Here is a 21,698-nt window from a genome sequence, read left to right on the forward strand (position 1 = left end):
GCATCCTCACCGGGCAGGACGCCCGGAGGCGAGGAGGCCGCGGATGCAGCTCACGGTGCTGGAGAAGACCGTCGAGGCCGAGGACGTGGTGTCGCTGCTCCTGGCCCGCCCCGACGGGGGGCGGCTACCCGACTGGGAGCCCGGCGCCCACGTCGACCTCACCCTCGGCTCCGGGGCGACCCGGCAGTACTCGCTGTGCGGTGACCGCTGGGACGCCCACCGGTACCGGGTCGCGGTGCTGCGTGAGCCCGACGGGCGCGGCGGGTCGGCCTTCGTCCACGACGAGCTCGGGGTGGGCGCGCCGGTCGTCCTCGGCGGCCCGCGGAACCACTTCGCGCTGGTCCCCTCGCCCCGGTACCTGTTCGTCGCGGGCGGGATCGGCATCACGCCTCTGCTGCCGATGATCGCCCAGGCCGCGCTCGTCGGGGCGGAGTGGGAGCTGCTCTACGGCGGGCGGCGCCGCGCCTCGATGGCCTTCCTCGACGAGCTCGCCGTGCACGGGGACCGCGTCCGGATCGTCCCCGAGGACGAGGCCGGGCTGCTCCCGTTGGGAGACGTCGTCGGGACCCCGCGCCACGACACCGCGGTCTACTGCTGCGGGCCCGCGCCGCTGCTGGCCGCGATCGAGCGCACCGTCGTCGACTCCGGCTGGGAACCGCACCGGCTGCGCACGGAGCGGTTCACCGCCGACGACCTGACCGCCCCCGTGCGCCGGGCGCCGTTCGAGCTGGAGCTGGCGCGCAGCAGGACGACCGTGACCGTGCCCCTGCACGTCTCGGTGCTCGAGGCGGCACGGCGCGCGGGCGCGACCACGCTGTCGTCCTGCGAACGGGGGACGTGCGGCACGTGCGAGACCACCGTGCTCGCCGGGGTCCCGGACCACCGGGACTCGATCCTCACCGACCACGAGCGCGCGGCGGGCGACTGCATGTTCCCGTGCGTGTCCCGCGCGGCCGGCGACCGCCTCGTGCTCGACCTCTAGGAGACGTCGTCATGACCACCACCATCCCGACGACGGGTCCCGGGACCTTCGTCGGTCCGCTCGGCGAGGCCGACCCGTTCTCCGCGGAGATCCTCGGCGATCCGCTGCCGTTCCAGGCGGCCCTGCGCGACGCCGGGCCGGTGACCTACCTGGCCCGCTACGACCTCTACGGGATGGGCCGCTACGTCGACGTGCACGCCGCGCTGATCGACTGGCAGCGGTTCTGCTCCGGGGCCGGTGTCGGGCTGACGAACTTCCGGCGCGAGGAGCCGTGGCGCCCGCCGTCGTTGCTGCTGGAGACCGATCCGCCGCACCACGACGCGCCCCGCCGGGTGCTCGCCCCGATCCTCGGCCCGCGCGCCCTGCGGCGGCTGCGGGACCGGTGGTTCGCCGCGGCGGAGGAGCACGTCGAGACGCTGCTCGCCGACGCGGGGGCGGGGCCGGTCGAGGTGGACGGCATGGCCGACCTGGCCGAGGCCTTCCCGCTGCGCGTCTTCCCGGACGCCGTCGGCGTCCCTCGGGAGGGCCGCGAGCACCTGCTGCCCTACGGCGACCACCTCTTCAACGCCTTCGGCCCCGCCAACTGGCTCGTCGAGCAGGGCAACCCCCACATCGCCGAGCACGGCGGGTGGGTCAACGCCCAGTGCGCCCGGGAGGTGCTCACCGACGACGGGTTCGGTGCGGAGATCTGGGCGGCTGCCGACCGCGGCGACATCACCCACGAGCAGGCGCCCCTGATCGTGCGGTCGTTGCTCTCGGCCGGGGTCGACACCACCGTGCACGGCCTCGGTGCGGTGCTGCGGGCGATGGCGACCCACCCGGAGGCGTGGACCGCACTGCGGCAGGAGCCCACCCTGGCGCGGGTCGCGTTCGACGAGGCGGTCCGCTGGGAGTCGCCGGTGCAGACGTTCTTCCGCACCGCCGAGACCGACGTCCCGGTCGGCGACACGGTGGTGCCGGAGGGCGCGAAGATCCTGATGTTCCTCGGCGCCGCGAACCGCGATCCGCGGCACTGGGACGACCCCGACCGCTTCGACCTCACCCGCGACCCGTCGGGGCACGTCGGGTTCGGGATGGGCCTGCACCAGTGCGTCGGCCAGCACGTGGCCCGCCTCGAGGCGGCCGCGCTGCTCACCGCGCTGGCGGCCCGGGTCGAGCGGATCGAGCCGACCGCCGACCCGACCCGCCACCTCAACAACACGATGCGCGCGTTCGAGGAGCAACCGCTGCGCCTGCACCTCGCCCGCTGAGGCGCTACGCCTGGAGCGTCTCCGCCCAGCGGGTGGCCTGGGCCGCCGTGCGCGCCCAGGTGACCTGTGCCCGACGCCCGGCGAGACGGGCGATCAGCTGCAACCGCTCCTGGGAGGTGGCCCGGGCTCCGAAGCCGCGTCGGGCCGCGAGGGCGCCGGGGTCGAGCACGAGGACCTGCTGCGCGGTCCCGAGCTGCTCGTCCAGCGTGGCGTCGCTGCTCAGGGCGGGACGGGCGCCGGGGACCCGGCGGGCCCAGTGCTCCGCCGCGTCGGCCCCGCACTCGTCGGGATGGACGCTGAGGACGAGGATCTCGGGGTGCGTGTGTGCGTCGGTGGGAGAGGTGTCGGCTCGGCGGGCGAGCGACGGGGAAGACATGGCGTTCCTTCGACATCGTTCCTGGCGAGGACCTGACCGGCCCGCACCTCCATGATGCCGTTCCCCGCTCCTCCCGGGGCCCCGTGGATCATTCGTCCGGCAGCCCGTTCGACAACGAGGACGAATGGTGAGCCGTGCGATACCCGCTCAACCGACGGGCGATCCGCTGCCGTCGGTGGGCGCTCATGCGGACCGGGGCGTCGGTCCAGCCGTAGCCGTCGTCGTCGCCGAGGCGTTGGACGAGGACGACGAAGACCCGCCCGGCGAGGACCTCGGTGCAGACCTGGAGGTAGGCGCCACCCGGGCCCTGGTCGTGCAGGACCCCGAGCCGGCGGTACGCGTCGAGGCGCTCGGCCGGCAGGTCGACGCGCGCGGCGAGGTCGTCGTAGTAGTTGTCCGGGATCGCGAGCAGCGGGGCCCCGGCGGCACGGGCGGCCGCGGCGCTCGTGACGACGTCGTCGACGGCGAGCGCGATGTACTGCGGCTCGGGGACGCCGGGCGCCCACTCGCCGCGTCGCAGCAGCGACACGGTCAGGGCCAGCCGGACGTGGCGGGCCGGGTCGGAGAGCCCGCGGCTGCGGACGAGGCCGAAAGGGGCGGCGAACTCGCCGGTGCCGCCCGGTAGGAGCCCGAGCACCGACCGGTAGAACAGCGTGGCCTCGTCGAAGTGGTCGTACGGCTGGGCGAGCCCGAGGTGGTCGACCCCGGTGACGCCGAGGCCGTCGCCCCGTATGTCGGTCGGCTCGAAGTCGCCGCTCCAGTCGGAGTCGTCGCCCGGCCGGCAGAAGAACAGGGCCGTGCCGTCGGGTGCGGTGACCGCCGGGAGGTCGGCCTCGGCGGGACCCCGGGTGCGGGGGAGCGGCGCCGCGCCGAGCCGGGCGGCGCGCCGCGCCGCCGCGGCCGGGTCGGCGGACTCGACCGCGAGCGCGCTGACGGCGGCCGCGTCGGCGCCGGAGCGGTTGACGAGGATGCGGGCGCGGCCCTGCTCCCACCGGTCGACGGGCTTGGTGCGGTGCCGGCCGGTGCGCGAGAAGCCGAGCGCGCTGAGCGTGTCGTCGAGGGGGCCCGCGTCGTCGCCGGTGGCGATCTCGACGAACGCGGTCCCGAGCAGGTCGGGCGCGGGGACGCCGACCGGGTCGACCCCCGTGCCGCCGGCCGCCGTCGCCTCGGCGAGCGCGAGCAGGGAGCGGTGCCCGTCGGCGGCGGTGCGGACCGGGTCGGCCTGGCGGAAGACGTCGTTGAACACCTCGAGTGAGAGCGGCCCGCGATAACCCGCCGTCAGGACCGCCGCGAGGAAGCGGGGCAGGTCGAAACCGCCCTGGCCGGGGAAGAGCCGGTGGTGGCGGCTCCACTGCAGGACGTCCATGGCCAGGACCGGGGCGTCGGCGAGCTGCAGGAAGAAGATCGCGTCGCCGGGGACGGTGGCGATGCCGTCGGGGTCGGCGGTGCGGGAGAGCACGTGGAAGCTGTCGAGGCAGAGCCCGAGCGCCGGGTGGTCGGCGCGGCGGACGACGTCCCACGACGCCTCCCACGTGTCGACGTGCCGGCCCCAGGCGAGGGCCTCGTAGGCCAGGCGCAGTCCGCGGTCGGCGGCCCGCTCGGCCAGCTCGTGCAGCTGCCCGGCGAGCCGGTCGGGGTCGGCGACGGCGTCGGGGGCGACCGACGAGCACACCAGGACCGTGTCGGAGCCCAGGGCGTGCATGACGTCGAACTTGTGGCCGGCGCGCCGGAGGTTCGCGGCGAGGCGGTCGTCGTCGGTGGAGTCGAGGTCGCGGAAGGGCTGGTAGAGGTCGATCGAGAGGCCGAGGTCGGCGCACCGCAGCCGGACCTCGCCCGGCGACATCGGGGAGGCGACCAGGTCGGGCTCGAAGATCTCCACGCCGTCGAAGCCGGCGGCGGCCGCCGCCGCGAGCTTGTCCTCGAGGGCGCCGGACAGGCACACCGTGGCGATGGCGGTGCGGGGGTCAGACGGCACGGTGGTCCTCCCGGTCGTCCGGCGCGGCGACGAGGTCGTCGAGGTGGCGGCGCATGCGGGCGGCGTCGGGGCGCAGGCCGGTGAACAGGTGCAGCGCGTCGGCGGCCTGGTGGACGGCCATGAGCCCGCCGTCGAGTGTCGGGCAGCCGACGGCCTGGGCGGCCGCGAGCAGCGCCGTCCGCAGGGGTCGGTAGACGATCTCCGCGACCCACAGCTGCGGGTGCAGGAGCTCGCCGGGCACGGGCAGGCCGGGGTGCTCGGCCATGCCCGTGGGGGTCGCGTGCACCAGCCCGTCGGCCGCGGCGAGGACGTCGGCGATCCCGTCGACCGGACGGGCCCGTGCCCGTCCGGGACCGAAGGTGGCGCCGAGCCGGCCCGCGAGGTCCCGCGCCCGCTCGGCGTCGACGTCGAGGAGGTCGACCTCCCCGGCGCCGGCGACCAGCAGGGCGTGGGCTGCCGCCGCCCCGGCTCCACCTGCTCCGAGCACCGCGACGCGGCCGACCGCCACCCCGGGGAGCCCGTCGTGCAGGGCGGCGGCGAACCCGGACCAGTCGGTGTTGTGCCCGACGGCCCGTCCCTCGTCGAAGACGACGGTGTTCACCGCACCGATCGCCTCCGCGTCGGGCGCGAGGGCGTCGAGGTGGTGGAGGACCCGCTGCTTGACGGGGTGGGTGACGTTGACGCCGCGCAGGCCGGCGTCGCGGGCCCGTCGGAGCAGGTCCCCGACGGCCGCGGGGTCCTCGGGGTCGACCCCGAGCACGTCGAGGTCGATCAGCGTGTAGCGGTAGGCGAGCCCGAGGGCGCGGGCCTCGCGTTCGTGCAGGGCGGGGGACAGCGACGGACCGACCCCCGCGCCGATCAGGCCCACGTGCATCGTGTCCGGCTCCCCGACGAGTCTCACGAGCGGCAGCGTACGTACCAGATGGTTCATAGTCACGGCCCCGCCGTGGTCCCCTAGGGTCGACGCCGTGGCCGGACGAGACGCGGTGCGTACCCGCGCGGACCTGCTCGCCGTGGCCACCGCGGAGTTCGCCGACCACGGGTTCTCCGGGGCACGGGTCGACGAGATCGCCGCCCGCACCCGCACCACCAAGCGGATGATCTACTACTACTTCGGCAGCAAGCGGGGGCTCTACCTCGCGGTGCTCGAGGACGCCTACGCCGGCATCCGGGCGCTCGAGACGCAGTTGGAGGTCGATCACCTCGACCCGGCCCGGGCCATGCGCGCGCTGGCCGAGCTGACGTTCGACCACCACGAGTCGCACCCGGACTTCGTGCGCCTCGTCGCCATCGAGAACGTCCACCGCGCCGAGCACCTGCGGGAGTCCGAGGCCCTCGCCGGCCTCGCGGCGCCGGCGGTCGACGTCCTCGGCGGCATCCTGGAGCGCGGCCGGGCGGCGGGGCTCTTCCGCGACGACGTCGACGCCCTGGACGTGCACATGGTCATCAGCGCGTTCTGCATCTTCCGCACCGCGAACCGGCACACCTTCCAGGCGGTCTTCGACCGCGACCTCCTCGACCCCGCTCGCCGCGACCACTACCGGCGCATGGTGGGCGACCTCGTCGTGGAGTACCTGACTGCGCACGTCGGCCGAGCCTGACCCCGGGCGCTTGACAGGCCGCGACGCCTCAACTCACCATCCGGTACGTAACCATCTGGTACATAGCCGTGCCGAGGGAGTGGTCGTGACCGGATCGCCGCAGGCCCCCGCCGGGCCGCCCGCCCAGCCCCGGAAGGCCGCCCTGGCGGCCTGGATCGGCAGTGCCCTGGAGTACTACGACTTCTTCATCTACGGCACGGCGGCCGCGCTGGTGTTCAACCGGCTGTTCTTCCCCGGCTCCGAGCCGGCGACGGGCACGCTGCTCGCCCTCGCGACCTTCGGCGCGGGCTACCTCGCCCGGCCCCTGGGCGCCTTCGTGCTCGGCCACCTCGGCGACCGCTTCGGCCGCAAGCGCATCCTCGTGTCCACGGTGCTGCTCATGGGCGTCGCGACCTTCGCCGTCGGGTGCCTGCCCACCTACGCGTCGATCGGCGTCTCCGCGCCGATCATCCTGGTGGTGCTGCGCCTGCTGCAGGGCTTCTCGGCCGGGGGCGAGCAGGCCGGGGCGTCGTCGACGAGCCTCGAGCACGCGCCCCCGCACCGCCGCGCCTACTTCACCAGCTTCACCCTCGGCGGGACCCAGTTCGGGCAGGTGCTCGCGACGGCGATCTTCCTGCCGGTGGCCGCCCTGCCCACGGAGGACCTGCTGGCCTGGGGCTGGCGCGTGCCGTTCTGGCTCAGCGCGATCGTCGTCGTGGCCGGGCTGCTGATCCGCCGCACGCTGGAGGAGACGCCGGTCTTCCAGGAGCAGGAGCGCCGCTCGGAGACCGTGCGGGCCCCGGTCGCGGTGCTGTTGCGCGAGCACCTCGGCTCGGTGGTCCGCGTCGTCCTGGCCGCCACGATCGCCACCGTCAGCACGATCTTCACCGTCTACGCCCTGTCCTACGCGGTGAACGACGTCGGGCTCTCCCGCACCGCGATGCTGTGGGTCGGGGTCGTGGCGAACCTCGTCGCGATCGTCGTCATCCCGTTCTTCGGCCTGCTCGGCGACCGGATCGGCCGCAAGCCGGTCTTCCTCGCGGGGTCGGTCGGGATGGCCGTGACGATGGTCGGCTACCTGTACGCGATCTCGGTCGGCAGCTACGTCTGGATCTTCGTCTTCGGCATCCTCGTGTTCGGTCTCGGCAACAGCGCCACCGGCGGGGTGTGGCCGGCCTTCTACGGCGAGATGTTCCCGGCCCGCGTGCGGCTCTCCGGCGTCGCGATCGGCACGCAGATCGGCTTCGCCGTCGCCGGGTTCGCACCCTCCATCGCTACCGCCCTGGCGGGGGAGGACGGCGGGAACTGGCCCGCCGTCGCGGGCTTCGTCGGCGCGGTCTGCCTGCTCAACATCGTCGCCGTGGCCACCGGACGCGACTACCACCGCACTCCGACCGAGGACCTCGGCCTGCGGCCCGTGTCCCGCTCCGACGCGGTCACGGCCGACGCCCCGCGGTGACCCCGCGTCGCCCGCCGCGCAGCAGGCGCAGCCCGTTGAGGGCGACGAGGATCGTGGAGCCCTCGTGCCCGGCGACCCCGAGCGCGAGCGGCAGGTGCCCGACCAGGTCCCAGGTCACCAGGCCGACGATGATCGTGCCGGCGAGGACGAGGTTCGCGACGACGGTGCGACGCGCGCGCCGTCCGAGGTCGAGCAGCCAGGGCAGCCGTCCCAGGTCGTCCCCGAGGACGACCACGTCCGCCGTGCGCACCGTGAGCTCCGCGCGCCCGACCGCGATGCCGACGTCGGCGCCGGCGAGGGCGGGGGCGTCGTTCACCCCGTCGCCGACGACGGCGACGGTGCGCCCCTGGGCCCGCAGGTCCGCCACCACGGCGACCTTGTCCTCCGGGAGCAGGTCGGCCCGCGCGTCGGTGATCCCCAGCCGGGCGGCCATCGCCTCCGCGGCCGGCGCGCGGTCGCCGGTCGCGAGCACCGGCGGGACGACGGTGCGACCGGCGAGGTCGGCCACGGCCCGAGCCGCGTCGGGGCGGACGGTGTCGGCGATCCCGAGCCTGCCGAGGACCCGGCCGGTGCCGAGGTCGGTGACGTCGACCAGGGTGATCGCGCCGTCCTGCTCGTGGTCGGCCGGTTCTCGGGAGCCGGTGTCGGCCCGGCCGACGCCGACCCGCCGGCCGCGCACGGTGCCGCGCACGCCGACCCCGGGCTCGGCGACGAAGTCGGTGACCCCGTCGATCGCGAGGTCCCGTTCCCTTGCCGCCGCGACGACGGCCCGGCCCAGCGGGTGCTCGCTGGGTGTCTCGACGGCGGCGGCGAGCGCGAGCACGTCGTCGGCCGGCTCGCCGACGACGCGGGGGGCGCCGACGGTCACGGTGCCCGTCTTGTCCAGCACCACGGCGTCCACCGCCCCGAGGCGCTCCATCACCTGCGCCGAGCGCACCAGCAGGCCGCGGCGCCCGGCGTGGGCGACCGCGGCGAGCAGCGGCGGCATCGTCGCGAGCACCAGCGCGCACGGCGAGGCGACGATCATGAAGGTCATCGCGCGCAGGAGGGCGTCGTCGAGCGTCGCACCCAGCCCGAGCGGGACCGCGAAGATCACCAGCGTCGCGACGACGATCCCGACCGAGTAGCGCTGCTCGACCTTCTCGATGAACAGCTGGGTCCGTGCCTTCGTCCGCGACGCCTCCTCGACCAGGGCGGCGATCCGTGCGACGACCGACTCGCCGGCGGGCCGTGCGACCCGCACCCGCAGCGCCCCGCCGGCGGCGATCGTGCCGCCGTAGACCTCGCTCCCGGCGCCCTTCGGGACCGGGAGGGGTTCGCCGGTGATGCTCGACTGGTCCACCTCGGCCGCGCCGTCGAGCACGAGACCGTCCGCCGGGATCGCGTCGCCGGGGCGGACGAGGACGACGTCGCCGACCGCGAGGACCTCGGCGCGCACCTCCTCCTCGGCATCGCCGGTCAGCCGGGTCGCCCGGGACGGCGCGAGGTCGAGCAGTCCGCCGACCGACTCCTCGGTCCGCGCCGTGGCCCACGCCTCGAGCGCACCCGACGTCGCGAAGATGACGATGAGCAGTGCCCCGTCGACCACCTGCCCGATCCCCGCGGCGCCCAGGGCGGCGACGACCATGAGCAGGTCCACGTCGAGACGGCGCTCGCGCAGTGCCCGGAGCCCCTCGACGGCGGGCTCCCAGCCACCGGCCACGTAGCTGGCGGCCAGTATCGGGCCCCACGACCACGCCGGGGCGCCGAGGAGCACCAGGAGGCCGCCGACGATGAAGGCGGCGAGCGCGAGCCCGGCCCGGCGGGCCTCGGGCAGACGCACCAGGAGCGGCCGGCGCGGGGGACCCGCCGGGGGAGCGGGACGGACGTCGAGGGCGGTCACGGACGCACACCGTACAGACGAATGAACGCGCGTTCATATTTTCATGTCTGACCAATCGCTGAGGTGAGTACGCTCCGGGGCATGGGTCACGGCACCGACGCCACGGTGGCGGGCGTCCTGTCGAAGGACGCCGTCGACGCGGTCGCCCGCACGATGCACGCCCTGTCGACGCCGAGCCGGGTCCACCTGCTGCTGCGCCTGCGCGACGAACCTCGCACCGTCGGCGAGCTGGTCGCCGACGTCGGCATGGAGCAGTCGGCGGTGTCGCACCAGCTCCGGGTGCTGCGCCACCTCGGCCTGGTGGTCGGTGAGCGGCACGGGCGCCAGATCCGCTACCGGCTGCACGACGACCACGTGGCCCAACTGCTCGACGAGGCCGTGTTCCACGTCGAGCACCTGACCACGGGCCGGGTGGACGGATAGGCCGGTCGGTGTTCGTCCGGACGGACGCTCCAGTCCGGTCTCCCCGCGTCCGATGGCACGGATGACGGCGGACGAGAGAGCACCGCGCACGATCCGGAGGTCCATCATCAGCACCGACACGACGTCCACGGCCGGCCGGCACCGCAGCGTGCCGCCGGAGCGGCCGGGCCGCCGCCGCTGGTGGGCGGGTGCCGCCCTGAGCGGCGTCGCCATGGTCATCGCGGGGGCCTTCGCCGTGCCGGCGCTCGCCGACGGCTCGACCGAGACGAACCCGGTGGCCCGGGCGGCCCACGCCGAGCCCGCGACCCCCGGCACGCCCTGCTCGATCTCCGCCCGGGCCTGCGTCGACCTCGAGACGCAGCGCGCGTGGCTGATCCGCGACGGGGAGGTCGTCCGCGGCCCGATGACGATCTCCTCGGGCGGCGAGGGCTACGAGACGCCGGTGGGGCACTCGCTGCGCGTGTACCGCAAGGAGGCCGACCACGTGAGCGGCGAGTCCCGGACCCCCGACGGCCGCCCGGCGCCGATGCCGTACTCGGTGTTCTTCAACGACGGCGGGATCGCCTTCCACGCCGGCGACCCGGCCCGCTCCTCCGCGGGGTGCGTGCGGATGGAGACCGACGACGCGAAGGCGATGTTCGACGACCTGCAGATCGGCGACAAGGTGCAGGTCGTCGAGGGCTCCGAGGAGAGGACCGCGCGGGCCGGTTCCTGATGCGGTCGCCGGGTCGTCTTGCCGCTCAGCGGCAGTCGGGGTGCCGGGCCGAGTGACCGTCCGCGATCCTCTCGCCCGTGAGCTTCTCCTTCATCGAGGACCCGTCGGGACGACCGGCGTGGCACGGTGTCCTGCCCGGCCGGCCCGACGCGTACTTCCTGCGCCGGGGCGAGGGCGAGCACGCCAAGCTGTTCGGCGACGTGTTCACCGTGCTGTGCAGCGGCGACGAGAGCAACGGCCAGTTCGGCGTGTTCACGCAGGAGGCGCCGCCCGGGGACATCATCCCGACCCACGCGCACGCCGCGACCAACGAGACGTTCTTCGTCATCGAGGGCGGGGTGCGGGTGTACGTCCAGCAGGCGGACGGGCGGAAGGTCTCGCAGCTGCTGGGCCCGGGCGACTTCGCGTTCGTGCCGTCCGGCGTCCCGCACGCCTACAGGGTGGAGCAGCAGAGCCGCATGATCGGCACGGCGACCGGCGGCTTCGAGCGCTTCTTCGCCGCCATGGGCACCCCGACGGACCGCCCGATGCCGGACGGGCCGCCGTTCGTCCCGGACGGTGCGCGCATCGGGGCCGCCGCGGCGGCCTACGACAACCAGTTCCTCCCCGACTTCGAGTGGCCGGAGTGATCACGCCGGTCCCCGCGTCCGGCCACGCGGGGTGATCCGCGATCCTGGGCACCGCGACCGGCGGCACGGGAGGGACGGCGATGACGACATCGGCTCGCGGGGTCCTGGCTGCCGTGGCTGCGGCGGTGCTGGTCCTCGCCGCCGGGTGTGGCGGCGGCGAGGCGCCCGCCGGTGCGCTCCCGCCGCCCATGGCCCCCAGCCCCGTCGTCGAGACGAGGCCCACCGAGCCCACCAGCCTGCGTGATCCGGGCACGAAGGACCTCGCCATGCAGCTGGTCTCCAGCGCCGAGAACTCGACGCTGGACTGGCGGGGACAGTACGGCTACCTCGAGGACATCGGGGACGGGCGCGGCTACACCGGCGGACTGATCGGCTTCACGTCGGGGACCGGCGACATGCTCACCCTGGTGCGCGACTACACCGTCGCCACCCCGCGGAACCCGCTCGCGCCGTACATCCCGGCGCTGCGGGCGGTGGACGGGAGCGACTCGCACGAGGGTCTGGGGGAGGCCTTCGAGGACGCGTGGCGGCAGTCTGCGACCGACCCCCGCTTCGCGTCCGGGTTCGCCGCCGCGCAGGACCGCGTGCGGGACCGGGTCTACTTCGAGCCCGCGGTCGCGGCGGCGGAGGCCGACGGACTGCCGCCGCTGGGTCAGTTCGCCTACTACGACGCCATGGTGGTGCACGGCCCGGGCACGGACTCCGCGAGCTTCGGGGGCATCCGCGCGGCGGCGACGCAGCGGGCGAGGACCCCGGCCCGGGGCGGTGACCTCGCCCGCTACCTGGAGGCCTTCTGGACGGCGAGGATCGCGGTGATGCGCTCCGAGCCCGCCCACGAGGACGTCTCGCGGATCACCGACCTCCAGCAGAAGTTCGCGCGGGAGGGCAACTACGCGTTGGCGACGCCGCTGACGTGGTCGGTCTACGGGGACACCTACTCGATCCCCTGAGCGGCCCCCTCGGAGGTCGGGAGCCCGGCCAGGATGCGGGTGTGGGGCACGGGTGTCCCCGACTCAGACGTACTGCTGGTACTTGCCCGGGAACTGTTCGTTGATCTTCTTCATCCACTCCACCTCGGCCTCGTGGACGGGCTCGGGCAGCACCATCCCGGCCTCCATGAGCCAGGTGCTGGGGGTGTCGCTGACGACCAGGACGATCTGGTCGGCCGGGAGGTCGACGACGTCCTGGATGACCTCGTAGAGCTTGTCCATCAGCTCGTGACGGGTCTGCTCGGAGCGTCCCGCGCGGCACGCGGCGTTGAGGATGAACGACGGTTCGATCCTCCCGGCGGTGTACATCAGGCCCAGCGGCATCGGCTGGAACACGACACGGACGAACGGGTCCGGCGCGCCGGTGACGTCGTGGTGGGTGTGGGTGAAGCGGGTGGCGAGCGCGGTGCGCTGCTCCTCGGTGAGGTCCACACCGCTGGTCACGACCTGGTAGACGGGCATCGGGAGTCCTTCCGTCGAGGCGGTCCCCGGGAGCGGGGTCCGCGACACCGAGGACGATGGACGGGGCACCTCCAAGGGCACTCCACGTCGGCTCCAAGACCGGGCCAACGGACCCTCACCGACCGACGGGCCGCCCCTCGGCGACCAGCGGTCCCCGGAGTTCCGCGACGGTGAGCCGGGCGGCGCCGCGAGCGAGACGGTCCGCCGCGTCCGGCGCGACCGCGGCACGGGTCCGTTCGAGGAGGGTCGCGGTGCCGACCGCGGTGGGCCAGGGCAGGCCGGCGCGGTCGACCTGGGCCCGGGCGGCGCCGTAGACGCGCAGGGCCTCGTCGTACCGACCCAGCAGGGCCAGGGTGTTGGCCCGCAGTTCCAGCTGCAGCGGAGCCTGCCGCCGGCCCGTCCGGTCGACGACGGCCAGGCACGCGTCGGACCACTGCAGCGCCGTCTCCGCGTCCCCGGCGGCGAGGGCCGCCATGTGCGCGCTCGCGCTCGCCAGCCAGGCCCCGAACCAGTTGTCGGCCGCCGACGCCTCGCGGTACACCTCGGCGAGGCCGACGAGGACGTCGTCGAGGTCCCCACGGCCCAGCTCGGCCATCCGTGCCCGGACGCGGTGGACCAGCGTGAGCGTGGGGTCCGCGGTGCGCGCCACGATCTCGCCGGCGACCGCGAGGGCGGCCGCGGCCCGCTCCGGTTCCCCCGCGGAACCGAGGGAGGTCGACAGCACGACGAGGGCGTCGCCGACCAGCAGCTCCTCGTCGGGTCCGACGTCGATCCGTCCGATGTCCCTCAGCGCCCCGTCGCAGAGTGGTGCGGCGTCCTCGACGCGTCGGGCGAACGCCCGCGCCGTGGCCGTACGCACCGACACCCGCAGCGACGTCACCGGGCCGACCCCCGCCGGGTCGGTGGTGCACAGCGCGTGGGCGATCTCGATCCACCGCATGCCCTCGAGGGTCGCGTCGTGCTGGAACCAGAACAGCGCCCCCAGACCGGTCATGATCTCGATGCCACGGGGGGACGGGCGGTCGACCAGGGTGTGCTGCAGGGTACTGCGCAACGCCGCGGCGTCGTCGCCCAGTGCCCGGGAGCGGGCAAGGTCCTCGGGCGTGCCCAGACGGGGCCGGCCCCCGGTCGCCACGCGCTCGATCCAGGCGTCCCGTCGGTCCTGGGCCGCCTCGGGGTCGTCGACGTCGGCCAGGGCCCGGGCAGCGTGGGCGCGGACGATGGTCAGCTGCGAGAACCTCGACGGGCGCCCCGGGCCTGCCGGGCCCCGGGCGACCACCAGCGACCGGTGGGTCAGGTCGGCCAACAGGTCCGCGGCGACGACGGGCGTGATTCCGGCGACCGCGGCCGCCGCGGCGGCGGTGAACGGTCCCGGCAGGACCGCGAGTCGCCGGTGCAGACGCCGCGTCTCGTCGTCGAGCAGCCGGTGGGTGCGTTCCACCGCGGCGTAGACGGTGGGCTGGGCCCCGGCCCGTCGGCGCCCGAGCGCGGAGAGGGCGCCGGGGTCCTGCTCGGTCTGCTCGGCGATCTCGGCGAGCGTGAAGGTCCCGGCCCGAGCGGCCGCGAGCTCGAGGGCGAGCGGCACGCCGTCGACGGCGCGGCAGACCCGGCGCGCGTCCTCGAGGTCGTCGGGGTCCGTGGGCCCGGCGGCCGCCTCCCAGTGGTCCAGGAACAGGTCGAGCGCCGTCCCGTCGGGGTGGTCCTCGTCGTCGACCACCAGGGGCGGTAGGTCCACGACGAGTTCGTCGGCCAGATCGAGCCGCTCGCGGCTGGTGACGATCACGCCGAGCCGCGGGGCGCTGCGGTGCAGCGGTTCGACGAGCGCGGCGACCTCGGCCAGGAGGTGCTCGCAGTCGTCGAGCAGCAGCAGACCGCGCCGGTCGCCCAGGAAGGCGTGCAGGGCCTCCAGCGACGAGTCGGCGGCCGGGGCGGCGAGCGAGAGGGCCGTGGTGATTGCGTCGAGGACCTGGTCGCGGTCCTGGGCCCCGGTGAGGTCGACGAGCCAGACGCCGTCGGGGAAGTCGTCGGTGAGCCGGAGGGCGGCCTCGGTCGCGAGCCGGGTCTTGCCCACCCCGGCCGGGCCGAGCACGGTGACCGGTGCGGACCGGCCGACCAGCGACGTCAGCCGCTCCAGTTCGCGCTCCCGCCCGACCAACCGACTCGTGAAGCGGGGCAGGTCGGGTTCCGGTGCGTGCCGCGGGGCGGGGGTCGGCGTCACCGACCGCAACGACGGGTCGGCGTCCAGCATGCGGCGGTGCAGGTCCCGGAGCTCGTCGGTGGGCTCCGTGCCGAGCTCGGCGACCAGCAACGCGCGCGCCCGGCCGTACGTGGCGAGGGCGTCGTCGACCCGTCCGGCCCGGTAGGCCGCGAGCATCCGCCGCGCCCACAGGCGCTCGCGCAGCGGGTGCTCGCCGAGCGCCGACCCGAGCTCGAGCAGGGCCTGCTCGGGACGCCCCAGGTCCAGCAGCGCGTCGACGTGCCGCTCGGCGAGCTGGGCGACGAGCTCCTCCAGCCGCGCCACCGTGGGTGCGGCCCAGGGCCGGTCGGCGAGGGCGGCGAACGGACGCCCCCGCCACAGCGCCCGGGCCGACTCGCACCGTTCCAGCGCCCGATCGGGCTCGCCGCGCCCGAGCAGCGTCCCGGCCTCCTCGACGAGGGCGGCGAAGCGCCGCGAGTCCACCTGGTCCGTCCCGACGCGCAGTCGGTAGCCCCCGGGCACGGTGACCAGGAGCGACGACGGTTCCCCGGGCTTCCGGTCCGGCTCGAGCACCTGGCGCAGGCGCCACAGGTGCGATTCGAGCGTCGATACGGCGCGGGGCCGGCCGTCGTCCCAGATCGCGTCGCTCAGGGTGTCGACGGAGACCGGCCGGTCGGCGTGGATCAGCAGGACCGCGAGGGCGGCGGCGGGGCGGCGGCCACCCGGAGTGCGGAGCGCTCCGTCGACCTCGACCAGCAGCTCTCCGAGGTCGAGGAAGCGCACCGCTGCGCCGTCCGGCCTCCCCATCACCCCATCGTGCCGCACCCGGCGTTGGCGCGGGCTTGGAGCGGCGATGGACCGGTCGACGCGACCGTCGTGCCGCCGCGGCCGGACCGGGCCGCCCACGGGAAGCGAGCAGACCATGGAGCCCACCTCGGACGAGCGCACGACCGTCCTCGTCGTCGGAGCCGGGCCGGTCGGCCTGACCGCCGCAGCCGAACTCGCCCGTCATGGCGCGCAGGTCCGGCTCGTCGACGCGCTGGACGGTCCGTCCGGGGAGTTCCGTGCGATCACGGTGCACCCGCGCACCCAGGAGCACCTCTCGGCGATGGGTGTCCTCGACCGGATCGTGGACCGGGCGCAGGAGATCACCGCGGTGGAGTTCCACGTCCGCGGGGAGGCCCGGCCGCGCGTGCGGCTGACCACGGACGACGTGGACTCGCGGTTCCGTCGCATCCTCGACGTCCCGCAGGTCGACACCGAGACGGCGTTGCGCGAGGTCGTCGCCGAGCGCGGGGTCGTCGTCGAGTACGGCACGCGGTGCGAAGCCCTGGACCAGGACGACGACGGCGTCACCGTCACCCTCGCGTCGCCGGAGGGGCGGGAGCAGCGGCGCTACGGCTGGGTCGTCGGCGCGGACGGGGGCCACAGTGCGATCCGCGCCGCGGTCGGCGTGCGCCTGGAGGGCGAGTTCGAGGGAGAGTGCTCCGTGCTCGCCGACGTGGACGTGGAGACCGAACTCCCGCCGACGGCCCTGCGCCTGTTCGTCGACCCCCGCGGAGGCGGCGGCGTGTTCCCGCTCGCCGACGGCCGCGCCAAGATCGCCGCGCGGGTCCCGCGCCCCGAGCCCGGGGCCACCCCGACGGTCGGGGAGGTCCAACGCGTGGTCGACGAGCAGATGGGCGGGCACTGGCGGTTGGGCACCGCGCACTGGCTCACCTACTTCGAGAGCCGCCATGCCCAGGTCGCCCGATACCGCCACGGGCGCGTCCTCCTGGCGGGCGACGCCGCCCACATCCACCCTCCCGCCGCGGGCCAGGGCATGAACACCGGGATCCAGGACGCGGTCGACCTGGCGTGGAAGCTGGCCCTGGTCAGCACCGGTCGGGCCCACGACGACCTGCTGGACACCTACGACGCCGAACGGCACCCCGTCGGTGCCGCGGTCGTCGCCCAGACCAGCCGGCTGAACGACCTGCTCGCCGCCGACGGGATCGGCGCGCACCTCCGCGACCTCGGTCTGCGCCTGCTCGGGCACCTCCCCGTCCTGGGCGGCCGCCTCATGGCCGACATGACCGAGACGACCGTGACCTACCGGACCGGGGGCGGGCGGCCCGGCGCCGGATCGCCTCCCGTGGCCGGCGACCACGCCCCGGACGTCACCGATCTGCGCACCGCCGACGGCGACCCGACCCACCTCGACGTCCTGCTCCGTCGGCCCGGCCATCTCCTGCTCGTCGTCGGCGCCGAGGAGAGCGACCTCGAGCGCCTCCAGGACGTCCTCGGTGCCCTGGGCGCGGTCGTCCCCGTCCGGAGATCGTCGACGGGCGCGACGCCCGATGCCGTGATCGACACCGTCGAGGGGTTCGCCCGGCGCTACGGACTGGGCGACCACGGCTTCGTCCTCGTGCGTCCCGACGGCTACGTGGCCCTGCTGTCCCGCGACCTGGACGCGCGCCCGCTCGCCGAGTACCTGAGCCTCCACCACCTCGACGTCGGGCACGAACCGGCGAGCCGGGCAGCATCCCGCCGCGGTCGTCGGTCCTGAGCGACGCTCAGCCCCGGCGGGCCTGGTCGGAGACCAGCGCCCCGATCAGCCGGGTCACCCGCCGGGTCATCTCCTCGGCGCCCTGGTCGGGGTGGGCCACCCACCAGTCCATCAGGGAGTCGACGATGCCCAGCCAGGTCCGGACCATCGCGGAGACGTCGAGCTCGTCGGTGATCCCGGCGTCGCCCAGCAGCTCGAGCACGCCTTCGTGGGCCAGGGTCTCGATGCGTGCGGCGTAGCGCCCGGCGACCTCGGCGGCAGGCCCGTCCTGCGGAGCGGAGCGATCGCGGAGGAGACGCCAGACGTGGCGTCGTCCGTCGAGCACGGTGAACATCGCGGCGAGCGTCCGCACGCCCCGCTCGACGCCTGCGCTGCCGTCGCGGGCCACCCGTTCGATCTCGACGGCGAGCAGGTCACCCGCCTCCGCGAGGCACGCGGCGTGCAGGCCCTCCTTCGACCCGAAGTAGCTGTACACGAGCGCCTTCGAGATGCCGGCCGACCGTGCGACGTCCGCGACCCCGGTCGCGGCGAAGCCGTCCCGGCCGAAGGCGACCGACGCCACCCGCACGATCTCCTGCTCCCGCTCCGCGCGGGGGACGCCCTTGGTGCCGGCGTTCGGGCGCGAGGTCACGGATCGACCCTAGCGCCAGATATGACCACGAGGTAACTTACCCGGCGGTCATTTCTAGGAGGGCTCGATGGACGCGCTGCTCGATCCCATGCAGAACCCGGTCACGTACGCGGCCCCGTTCTTCGTCCTGGCGATCCTCGTCGAGCTGGCCGCCCTGCGGTGGCTCGACCACGACGACTCGGTCACCGGCTACGCCCTGCGCGACGCGCGGGCGTCGATCTCCATGGGCGTCGTGTCGCTGGTGTTCCTGACGGCGTTCAAGGTGGTCACGTTCTTCGCCTTCAGCGCCGTCTACGTTCACCTCGCGCCGTTCCACCTCCCCACCGACACGTGGTGGTACTGGGTGCTGGTCGTCCTCGGGGTCGACCTCGGCTACTACGCGCACCACCGGTTCAGCCACCGCGTGCGGATCGCCTGGGCCGGCCACCAGGCGCACCACTCCAGCGAGTTCATGAACTTCGGCACCGCGCTGCGCCAGAAGTGGAACCCCTGGTTCGAGTTCTTCTTCTGGCTGCCCCTGCCGCTCCTCGGCTTCGACCCGTGGACGCTCTACGCGGCGTTCGGGGTCAACCTCGTGTTCCAGTTCTTCGTGCACACCGAGCTCGTCGACAAGCTCCCGCGGCCGGTGGAGTTCGTGTTCAACACGCCGTCGCACCACCGCGTGCACCACGGCCGCGACCCCGAGTACCTCGACCGCAACTACGGCGGGATCCTCATCATCTGGGACCGGCTGTTCGGCACCTTCGCCGCCGAGGGTCGGCGCCCGACCTACGGGCTCACCACGCCGGTCGAGACCTTCAACGTCGTGATCCTCCAGTACGGGCACTACGCCGACATCGCCCGCGACGTCCGGGCGGCACGGCGCTGGCGCGACCGGCTCGGGTACGTCCTCGGCCCGCCCGGGTGGACCCCGTCCGGCGGCCCCGCGCCGGAGCCGGTCCTCCCGCGACGCTGATGTCGTCACGGCGCCGCCGGTCAGGGTGTGGTCGGCGCACCGATCGGGCTGGCGTACACGACGGTGTTGTCACGGTAGGACCGGGCACTGTCGTCGAACGGCCCGCCGCAGGTGATCAGCCGCATCTCCGGTCGCGGGGTGGGCCCGTAGACCTGCTGGCTCGGGAATGCGTTCTTGGGATATTGCTGCACCGAATTGACGCGGAAGACGAGTGACGCGCCGTCGGCGCGGGTCACGATGAACTCGTCGAGCGGTCGGAGCTGCGCGAGTCGGTAGAACACCGACGGCCCGTTCCGCGCCGAGTCGATGTGGCCCAGGATCACCGACGGACCGTCCTGCCCGGGTGATGCGGAACCGGTGTACCAGGAGGCCTGGTCGTATCGCGGGCCCGGCGCCGACACCTCGAGCGTCCCGTCCGGATTCAGCCCGCTCGGGTTGACCACGGACTCCACCCCGATCGCGGGGATCGAGATCCGTACCGGTGGAGACGCTTCCGGGGAGGCCGGCGCCGGGGTCGCGGACACCGGGACCGGCGCGCGCGCGTCCGCGGCCACCGGCGCCGCCGCTCGTGATCCGGACGTCAGGCCCAGGACCACCAGGACCACGCCGGTCGCGGCGACCAGGGCGATCGCGACAGCCCAGGAACGCGTGCGGGACGCCATGAACGCTCCTCGGGAGACGGGCGACGGGTGCCCCCGGGCCGGGGCACCCGTCGTCGGGAAGGGCTCAGCCGCGGGCGCCGGCGCGGCGCCGGACGACCACGAGGGCACCTCCGGCCACCGCGAGGGCGAGCACGCCACCGGCGAGCAGCGTGGAGTCGACGCCCCCGGTCGCGGTGCTGCCGCCACCAGTCTCGGCGCCGCCCTGCGGCATGGCGCCCGGCATGCCGGAGCCGCCGTCCGACCCCGGCAGGTTCACCACGATCGTCGCGATCCCGACGGTGGTCCCGCCCTTGAGGGCGTCGGTGGAGAACGCCTTGTTCAGGGCGTCCGCGGCGTCGGTCGACAGCTTGACGGTCGTGCCGGTCAGCGTGGCCGTGCCGGCGGAGGCGTCCGTGGTGATCGGCTTCAGGGTCGAGCCGTCCAGGTCGAACAGGGTGACCGACTCGGCGACCACGGAGCCGTTCGCGGAGACCTTGCCCTTGAGCGTGGCGGGCTGGCCCGGGTCGATCACGAAGTCCTCGAGCGTCACCCGGGTGTCGCCCTTGGTCAGGGACAGGCCCGACCCGTCGTGCATGATCATTCCCTGGACGTAGGGGGTGACCTCGCCCGGCTTGTACACCGTGACGTTGCCGCCGGTGATCGGGAACGACGCGTTGCCGTCCTCGACCGTGGCCGAACCGGTCGGTGCAGGCGTCACCTGCAGGGACGACAGGGCGTCGGTGAAGCCGCTGTCGAGCTTCACCGACGTGCTCTTCCCGGTCAGGCTCGGGATCGACGCGACCGGGGGCGGCCCGGACTGCGCGAGGGCGAGCCCCGAGCCGAGCCCGGTCAGGGTCAGCGCGGCGACGCCGGCCAGGGCGATGGTCCGCAGCTTCATGAGTTTCTCCCTCGGGATTCATCCGGCCACTCCGCCGAAATCACCCGACTTCCGCAGCCCGCGGCTCAGGGGTTCGGAAGGATTTTGGTGGGGCACACGCGGAACACACATTCGGCGACGAATTCCGGCGTTTCTGCGGCGACGTCGAACCATGGCGGCGGTCGGGACGAACGTCGTCGTCCGACGTCGATTCCGGGAGCGTCCCCCTGGCCACGACCGAGCCGACCCAGGCGATCCCCCGGTCGGCGCCGCCCGACGCCCCCGACGATGCCGACGTCCGGGAGATCGACCGGCCGGCGGGTGCACGCGGTCGGGCCCGTCGGGTCGCGCGGCCGGCCGTCGTCCTCGTCGCGCTGGTCGCCGGGGTGGCGGCCGTGGTGCTGGCCGCGCTCGTCCCCGCGGCACCCGTCGAGTCGTCCACCTCGACCGTCTCGTGGCCACGGGCGGGTGCGGCGCCGGAGCCCACCACGCTCCTCCTCGTCCCCTACCGGCCCGCCGCCCTCGAGGTCGTGGTGCCCTGTCGGGCGCTCACGGCGGCCCGCGCCCGCTCGGAGGCGACGACGGTCCTTGCGACCGTCGTGGGCGGACCGGCGGAGGGGCTCTCCGTCCGGGCCGCGCCGAGCGCGTCCGACCCGGAGGCGATCGAGGTCCTCGCGTCCGGACGGCGGGTCCCGGTGGACGTCCCCGGGAGCGACTGCGACCTGGCAATCCGGGCCGATGCCGCAGGGCTGGCCGTCTCCGTGGGCACCACGGACGGACCGCCCGGGGTGACCGTGCCCGGCCTCGCGGTGCCCGAGGTCTCTGCGGCGACCACCGACCTCCGCGGCGCCGACGCGGCCGGCCTGTCGCTGACCGCGCGGACCCCGGCCTGGTTCGACAACGCCCCGACCCCGCAGAAGGCCGGGCTCGTCACCACCCAGCACCAGCTCGCTGCGATCGCGCTCCTGTCGGTGGTCCTCGCGCGCCTGCTGACCCCGTCCGAGGGGCCGGTCCGATCCGTGGCGGAGCTCGCGGGCCCCCGGGGCCTCGCGATCCTCCGGACCCGGGCCCGGCGGTGGCGGCGCGCCGCCCGCGAGCAGGTACGTCCCACCGCGGCGCCCGCCCGG

Annotated in this window: 19 protein-coding genes and 1 pseudogene; 11 read left to right on the forward strand and 9 right to left on the reverse strand. The window is 74.6% G+C overall.

Going from position 1 to position 21,698, the window contains the following annotated elements:
* The first annotated feature begins 43 nt into the window (after positions 1–43).
* Both WCD74_RS27175 and WCD74_RS27180 read left to right on the forward strand, forming a co-directional pair.
* Positions 44–982, forward strand: a complete 939-nt coding sequence (locus WCD74_RS27175) for a PDR/VanB family oxidoreductase (RefSeq protein WP_337698039.1) — start codon at positions 44–46, stop codon at positions 980–982.
* A gap of 11 nt (positions 983–993) precedes the next feature.
* Entirely contained in the window at positions 994–2,232 is a 1,239-nt protein-coding gene (locus WCD74_RS27180; protein WP_337698040.1) for a cytochrome P450, read from the forward strand.
* A 4-nt stretch (positions 2,233–2,236) separates the two neighbouring features.
* Here the strand turns inward: WCD74_RS27180 and WCD74_RS27185 are convergent, their stop codons facing one another.
* From WCD74_RS27185 to WCD74_RS27195, 3 genes are all read right to left on the reverse strand, one after another.
* Positions 2,237–2,608, reverse strand: a complete 372-nt coding sequence (locus WCD74_RS27185) for a hypothetical protein (RefSeq protein ID WP_337698041.1) — start codon at positions 2,606–2,608, stop codon at positions 2,237–2,239.
* Positions 2,609–2,696: 88 nt separating this feature from the next.
* Complete coding sequence (locus tag WCD74_RS27190) at positions 2,697–4,583, reverse strand: sugar phosphate isomerase/epimerase and 4-hydroxyphenylpyruvate domain-containing protein (RefSeq protein ID WP_337698042.1); 1,887 nt, start codon at positions 4,581–4,583, stop codon at positions 2,697–2,699.
* Entirely contained in the window at positions 4,573–5,484 is a 912-nt protein-coding gene (locus WCD74_RS27195) for a shikimate dehydrogenase (protein ID WP_373696141.1), read from the reverse strand. The genes WCD74_RS27190 and WCD74_RS27195 overlap by 11 nt, the downstream gene beginning before the upstream one ends.
* Before the next feature lie 67 nt (positions 5,485–5,551).
* Between WCD74_RS27195 and WCD74_RS27200 the strand changes: the two genes are divergently transcribed.
* Both WCD74_RS27200 and WCD74_RS27205 read left to right on the forward strand, forming a co-directional pair.
* Positions 5,552–6,184 (forward strand): TetR/AcrR family transcriptional regulator, encoded by a 633-nt coding sequence (locus tag WCD74_RS27200; protein WP_337698043.1) that lies wholly within the window; start codon positions 5,552–5,554, stop codon positions 6,182–6,184.
* 85 nt (positions 6,185–6,269) lie between these two features.
* Positions 6,270–7,622: an MFS transporter gene (locus WCD74_RS27205; protein ID WP_337698044.1), complete on the forward strand. Its 1,353-nt coding sequence runs from the start codon at positions 6,270–6,272 to the stop codon at positions 7,620–7,622.
* Here WCD74_RS27205 and WCD74_RS27210 read toward each other — a convergent pair.
* Complete coding sequence (locus WCD74_RS27210; RefSeq protein ID WP_337698045.1) at positions 7,600–9,504, reverse strand: heavy metal translocating P-type ATPase; 1,905 nt, start codon at positions 9,502–9,504, stop codon at positions 7,600–7,602. The two genes, WCD74_RS27205 and WCD74_RS27210, sit on opposite strands and share 23 nt — an antisense overlap.
* Positions 9,505–9,585: 81 nt before the next feature.
* Here WCD74_RS27210 and WCD74_RS27215 point away from each other — a divergent pair, with 81 nt between their 5' ends.
* The 4 genes from WCD74_RS27215 (at position 9,586) to WCD74_RS27230 (ending at position 12,221) form a co-directional block, all read left to right on the forward strand.
* On the forward strand, positions 9,586–9,927 hold the full coding sequence (locus WCD74_RS27215) for an ArsR/SmtB family transcription factor (protein WP_337698046.1): 342 nt from the start codon (positions 9,586–9,588) through the stop codon (positions 9,925–9,927).
* 61 nt (positions 9,928–9,988) lie between these two features.
* Positions 9,989–10,642, forward strand: a complete 654-nt coding sequence (locus WCD74_RS27220) for a L,D-transpeptidase (RefSeq protein WP_337698047.1) — start codon at positions 9,989–9,991, stop codon at positions 10,640–10,642.
* Positions 10,643–10,719: 77 nt separating this feature from the next.
* Positions 10,720–11,271 (forward strand): quercetin 2,3-dioxygenase, encoded by a 552-nt coding sequence (locus WCD74_RS27225; RefSeq protein ID WP_337698048.1) that lies wholly within the window; start codon positions 10,720–10,722, stop codon positions 11,269–11,271.
* Between the two features lie 80 nt (positions 11,272–11,351).
* Positions 11,352–12,221, forward strand: a complete 870-nt coding sequence (locus tag WCD74_RS27230) for a chitosanase (protein WP_337698049.1) — start codon at positions 11,352–11,354, stop codon at positions 12,219–12,221.
* Between the two features lie 63 nt (positions 12,222–12,284).
* Here the strand turns inward: WCD74_RS27230 and WCD74_RS27235 are convergent, their stop codons facing one another.
* Positions 12,285–12,722, reverse strand: a complete 438-nt coding sequence (locus tag WCD74_RS27235) for a tautomerase family protein (RefSeq protein WP_337698050.1) — start codon at positions 12,720–12,722, stop codon at positions 12,285–12,287.
* Between the two features lie 115 nt (positions 12,723–12,837).
* Entirely contained in the window at positions 12,838–15,726 is a 2,889-nt protein-coding gene (locus WCD74_RS27240; protein ID WP_337698051.1) for an AfsR/SARP family transcriptional regulator, read from the reverse strand.
* A gap of 115 nt (positions 15,727–15,841) precedes the next feature.
* Between WCD74_RS27240 and WCD74_RS27245 the strand changes: the two genes are divergently transcribed.
* The gene (locus WCD74_RS27245) at positions 15,842–17,467 is read left to right on the forward strand and encodes an FAD-dependent monooxygenase (protein WP_337698052.1); all 1,626 of its coding nucleotides are present in this window, start codon (positions 15,842–15,844) and stop codon (positions 17,465–17,467) included.
* Positions 17,468–17,474: 7 nt separating this feature from the next.
* On the opposite strand, the gene WCD74_RS27250 is transcribed toward WCD74_RS27245, so the two are convergent.
* Positions 17,475–18,098 carry a TetR/AcrR family transcriptional regulator gene (locus WCD74_RS27250; RefSeq protein WP_337698053.1) on the reverse strand — a complete coding sequence of 208 codons (624 nt, stop codon included), beginning with the start codon at positions 18,096–18,098 and terminating at the stop codon, positions 17,475–17,477.
* 67 nt (positions 18,099–18,165) lie between these two features.
* Here WCD74_RS27250 and WCD74_RS27255 point away from each other — a divergent pair, with 67 nt between their 5' ends.
* Positions 18,166–19,053: a sterol desaturase family protein gene (locus tag WCD74_RS27255; RefSeq protein ID WP_337698054.1), complete on the forward strand. Its 888-nt coding sequence runs from the start codon at positions 18,166–18,168 to the stop codon at positions 19,051–19,053.
* A 20-nt stretch (positions 19,054–19,073) separates the two neighbouring features.
* On the opposite strand, the gene WCD74_RS27260 is transcribed toward WCD74_RS27255, so the two are convergent.
* Positions 19,074–19,715, reverse strand: coding sequence for a class F sortase (locus tag WCD74_RS27260; protein WP_507237335.1), 642 nt, complete (start codon positions 19,713–19,715; stop codon positions 19,074–19,076).
* 64 nt (positions 19,716–19,779) lie between these two features.
* Positions 19,780–20,592, reverse strand: a complete 813-nt coding sequence (locus WCD74_RS27265) for a GVDTG sorting domain-containing protein (protein WP_337698055.1) — start codon at positions 20,590–20,592, stop codon at positions 19,780–19,782.
* 377 nt (positions 20,593–20,969) lie between these two features.
* Between WCD74_RS27265 and WCD74_RS30010 the strand changes: the two are divergent.
* Positions 20,970–21,437 (forward strand): annotated as a pseudogene (locus WCD74_RS30010) (hypothetical protein); the annotation flags it as partial.
* Between the last annotated feature and the right edge of the window lie 261 nt (positions 21,438–21,698).

Origin of the sequence: Actinomycetospora aurantiaca, from assembly GCF_037401875.1 — a bacterium.
Lineage (GTDB): Bacteria > Actinomycetota > Actinomycetes > Mycobacteriales > Pseudonocardiaceae > Actinomycetospora > Actinomycetospora aurantiaca.

Bases quoted from the DNA above. Each gene is read 5' to 3' on its own strand.
- WCD74_RS27175 (WP_337698039.1), top strand. From the start codon at position 44: ATGCAGCTCACGGTGCTGGAGAAGACCGTCGAGGCCGAGGACGTGGTG.
- WCD74_RS27180 (WP_337698040.1), top strand. From the start codon at position 994: ATGACCACCACCATCCCGACGACGGGTCCCGGGACCTTCGTCGGTCCG.
- WCD74_RS27185 (WP_337698041.1), bottom strand. From the start codon at position 2,608: ATGTCTTCCCCGTCGCTCGCCCGCCGAGCCGACACCTCTCCCACCGAC.
- WCD74_RS27215 (WP_337698046.1), top strand. From the start codon at position 9,586: ATGGGTCACGGCACCGACGCCACGGTGGCGGGCGTCCTGTCGAAGGAC.
- WCD74_RS27220 (WP_337698047.1), top strand. From the start codon at position 9,989: ATGACGGCGGACGAGAGAGCACCGCGCACGATCCGGAGGTCCATCATC.
- WCD74_RS27230 (WP_337698049.1), top strand. From the start codon at position 11,352: ATGACGACATCGGCTCGCGGGGTCCTGGCTGCCGTGGCTGCGGCGGTG.
- WCD74_RS27235 (WP_337698050.1), bottom strand. From the start codon at position 12,722: ATGCCCGTCTACCAGGTCGTGACCAGCGGTGTGGACCTCACCGAGGAG.
- WCD74_RS27240 (WP_337698051.1), bottom strand. From the start codon at position 15,726: ATGGGGAGGCCGGACGGCGCAGCGGTGCGCTTCCTCGACCTCGGAGAG.
- WCD74_RS27245 (WP_337698052.1), top strand. From the start codon at position 15,842: ATGGAGCCCACCTCGGACGAGCGCACGACCGTCCTCGTCGTCGGAGCC.
- WCD74_RS27255 (WP_337698054.1), top strand. From the start codon at position 18,166: ATGGACGCGCTGCTCGATCCCATGCAGAACCCGGTCACGTACGCGGCC.
- WCD74_RS27260 (WP_507237335.1), bottom strand. From the start codon at position 19,715: ATGGCGTCCCGCACGCGTTCCTGGGCTGTCGCGATCGCCCTGGTCGCC.
- WCD74_RS27265 (WP_337698055.1), bottom strand. From the start codon at position 20,592: ATGAAGCTGCGGACCATCGCCCTGGCCGGCGTCGCCGCGCTGACCCTG.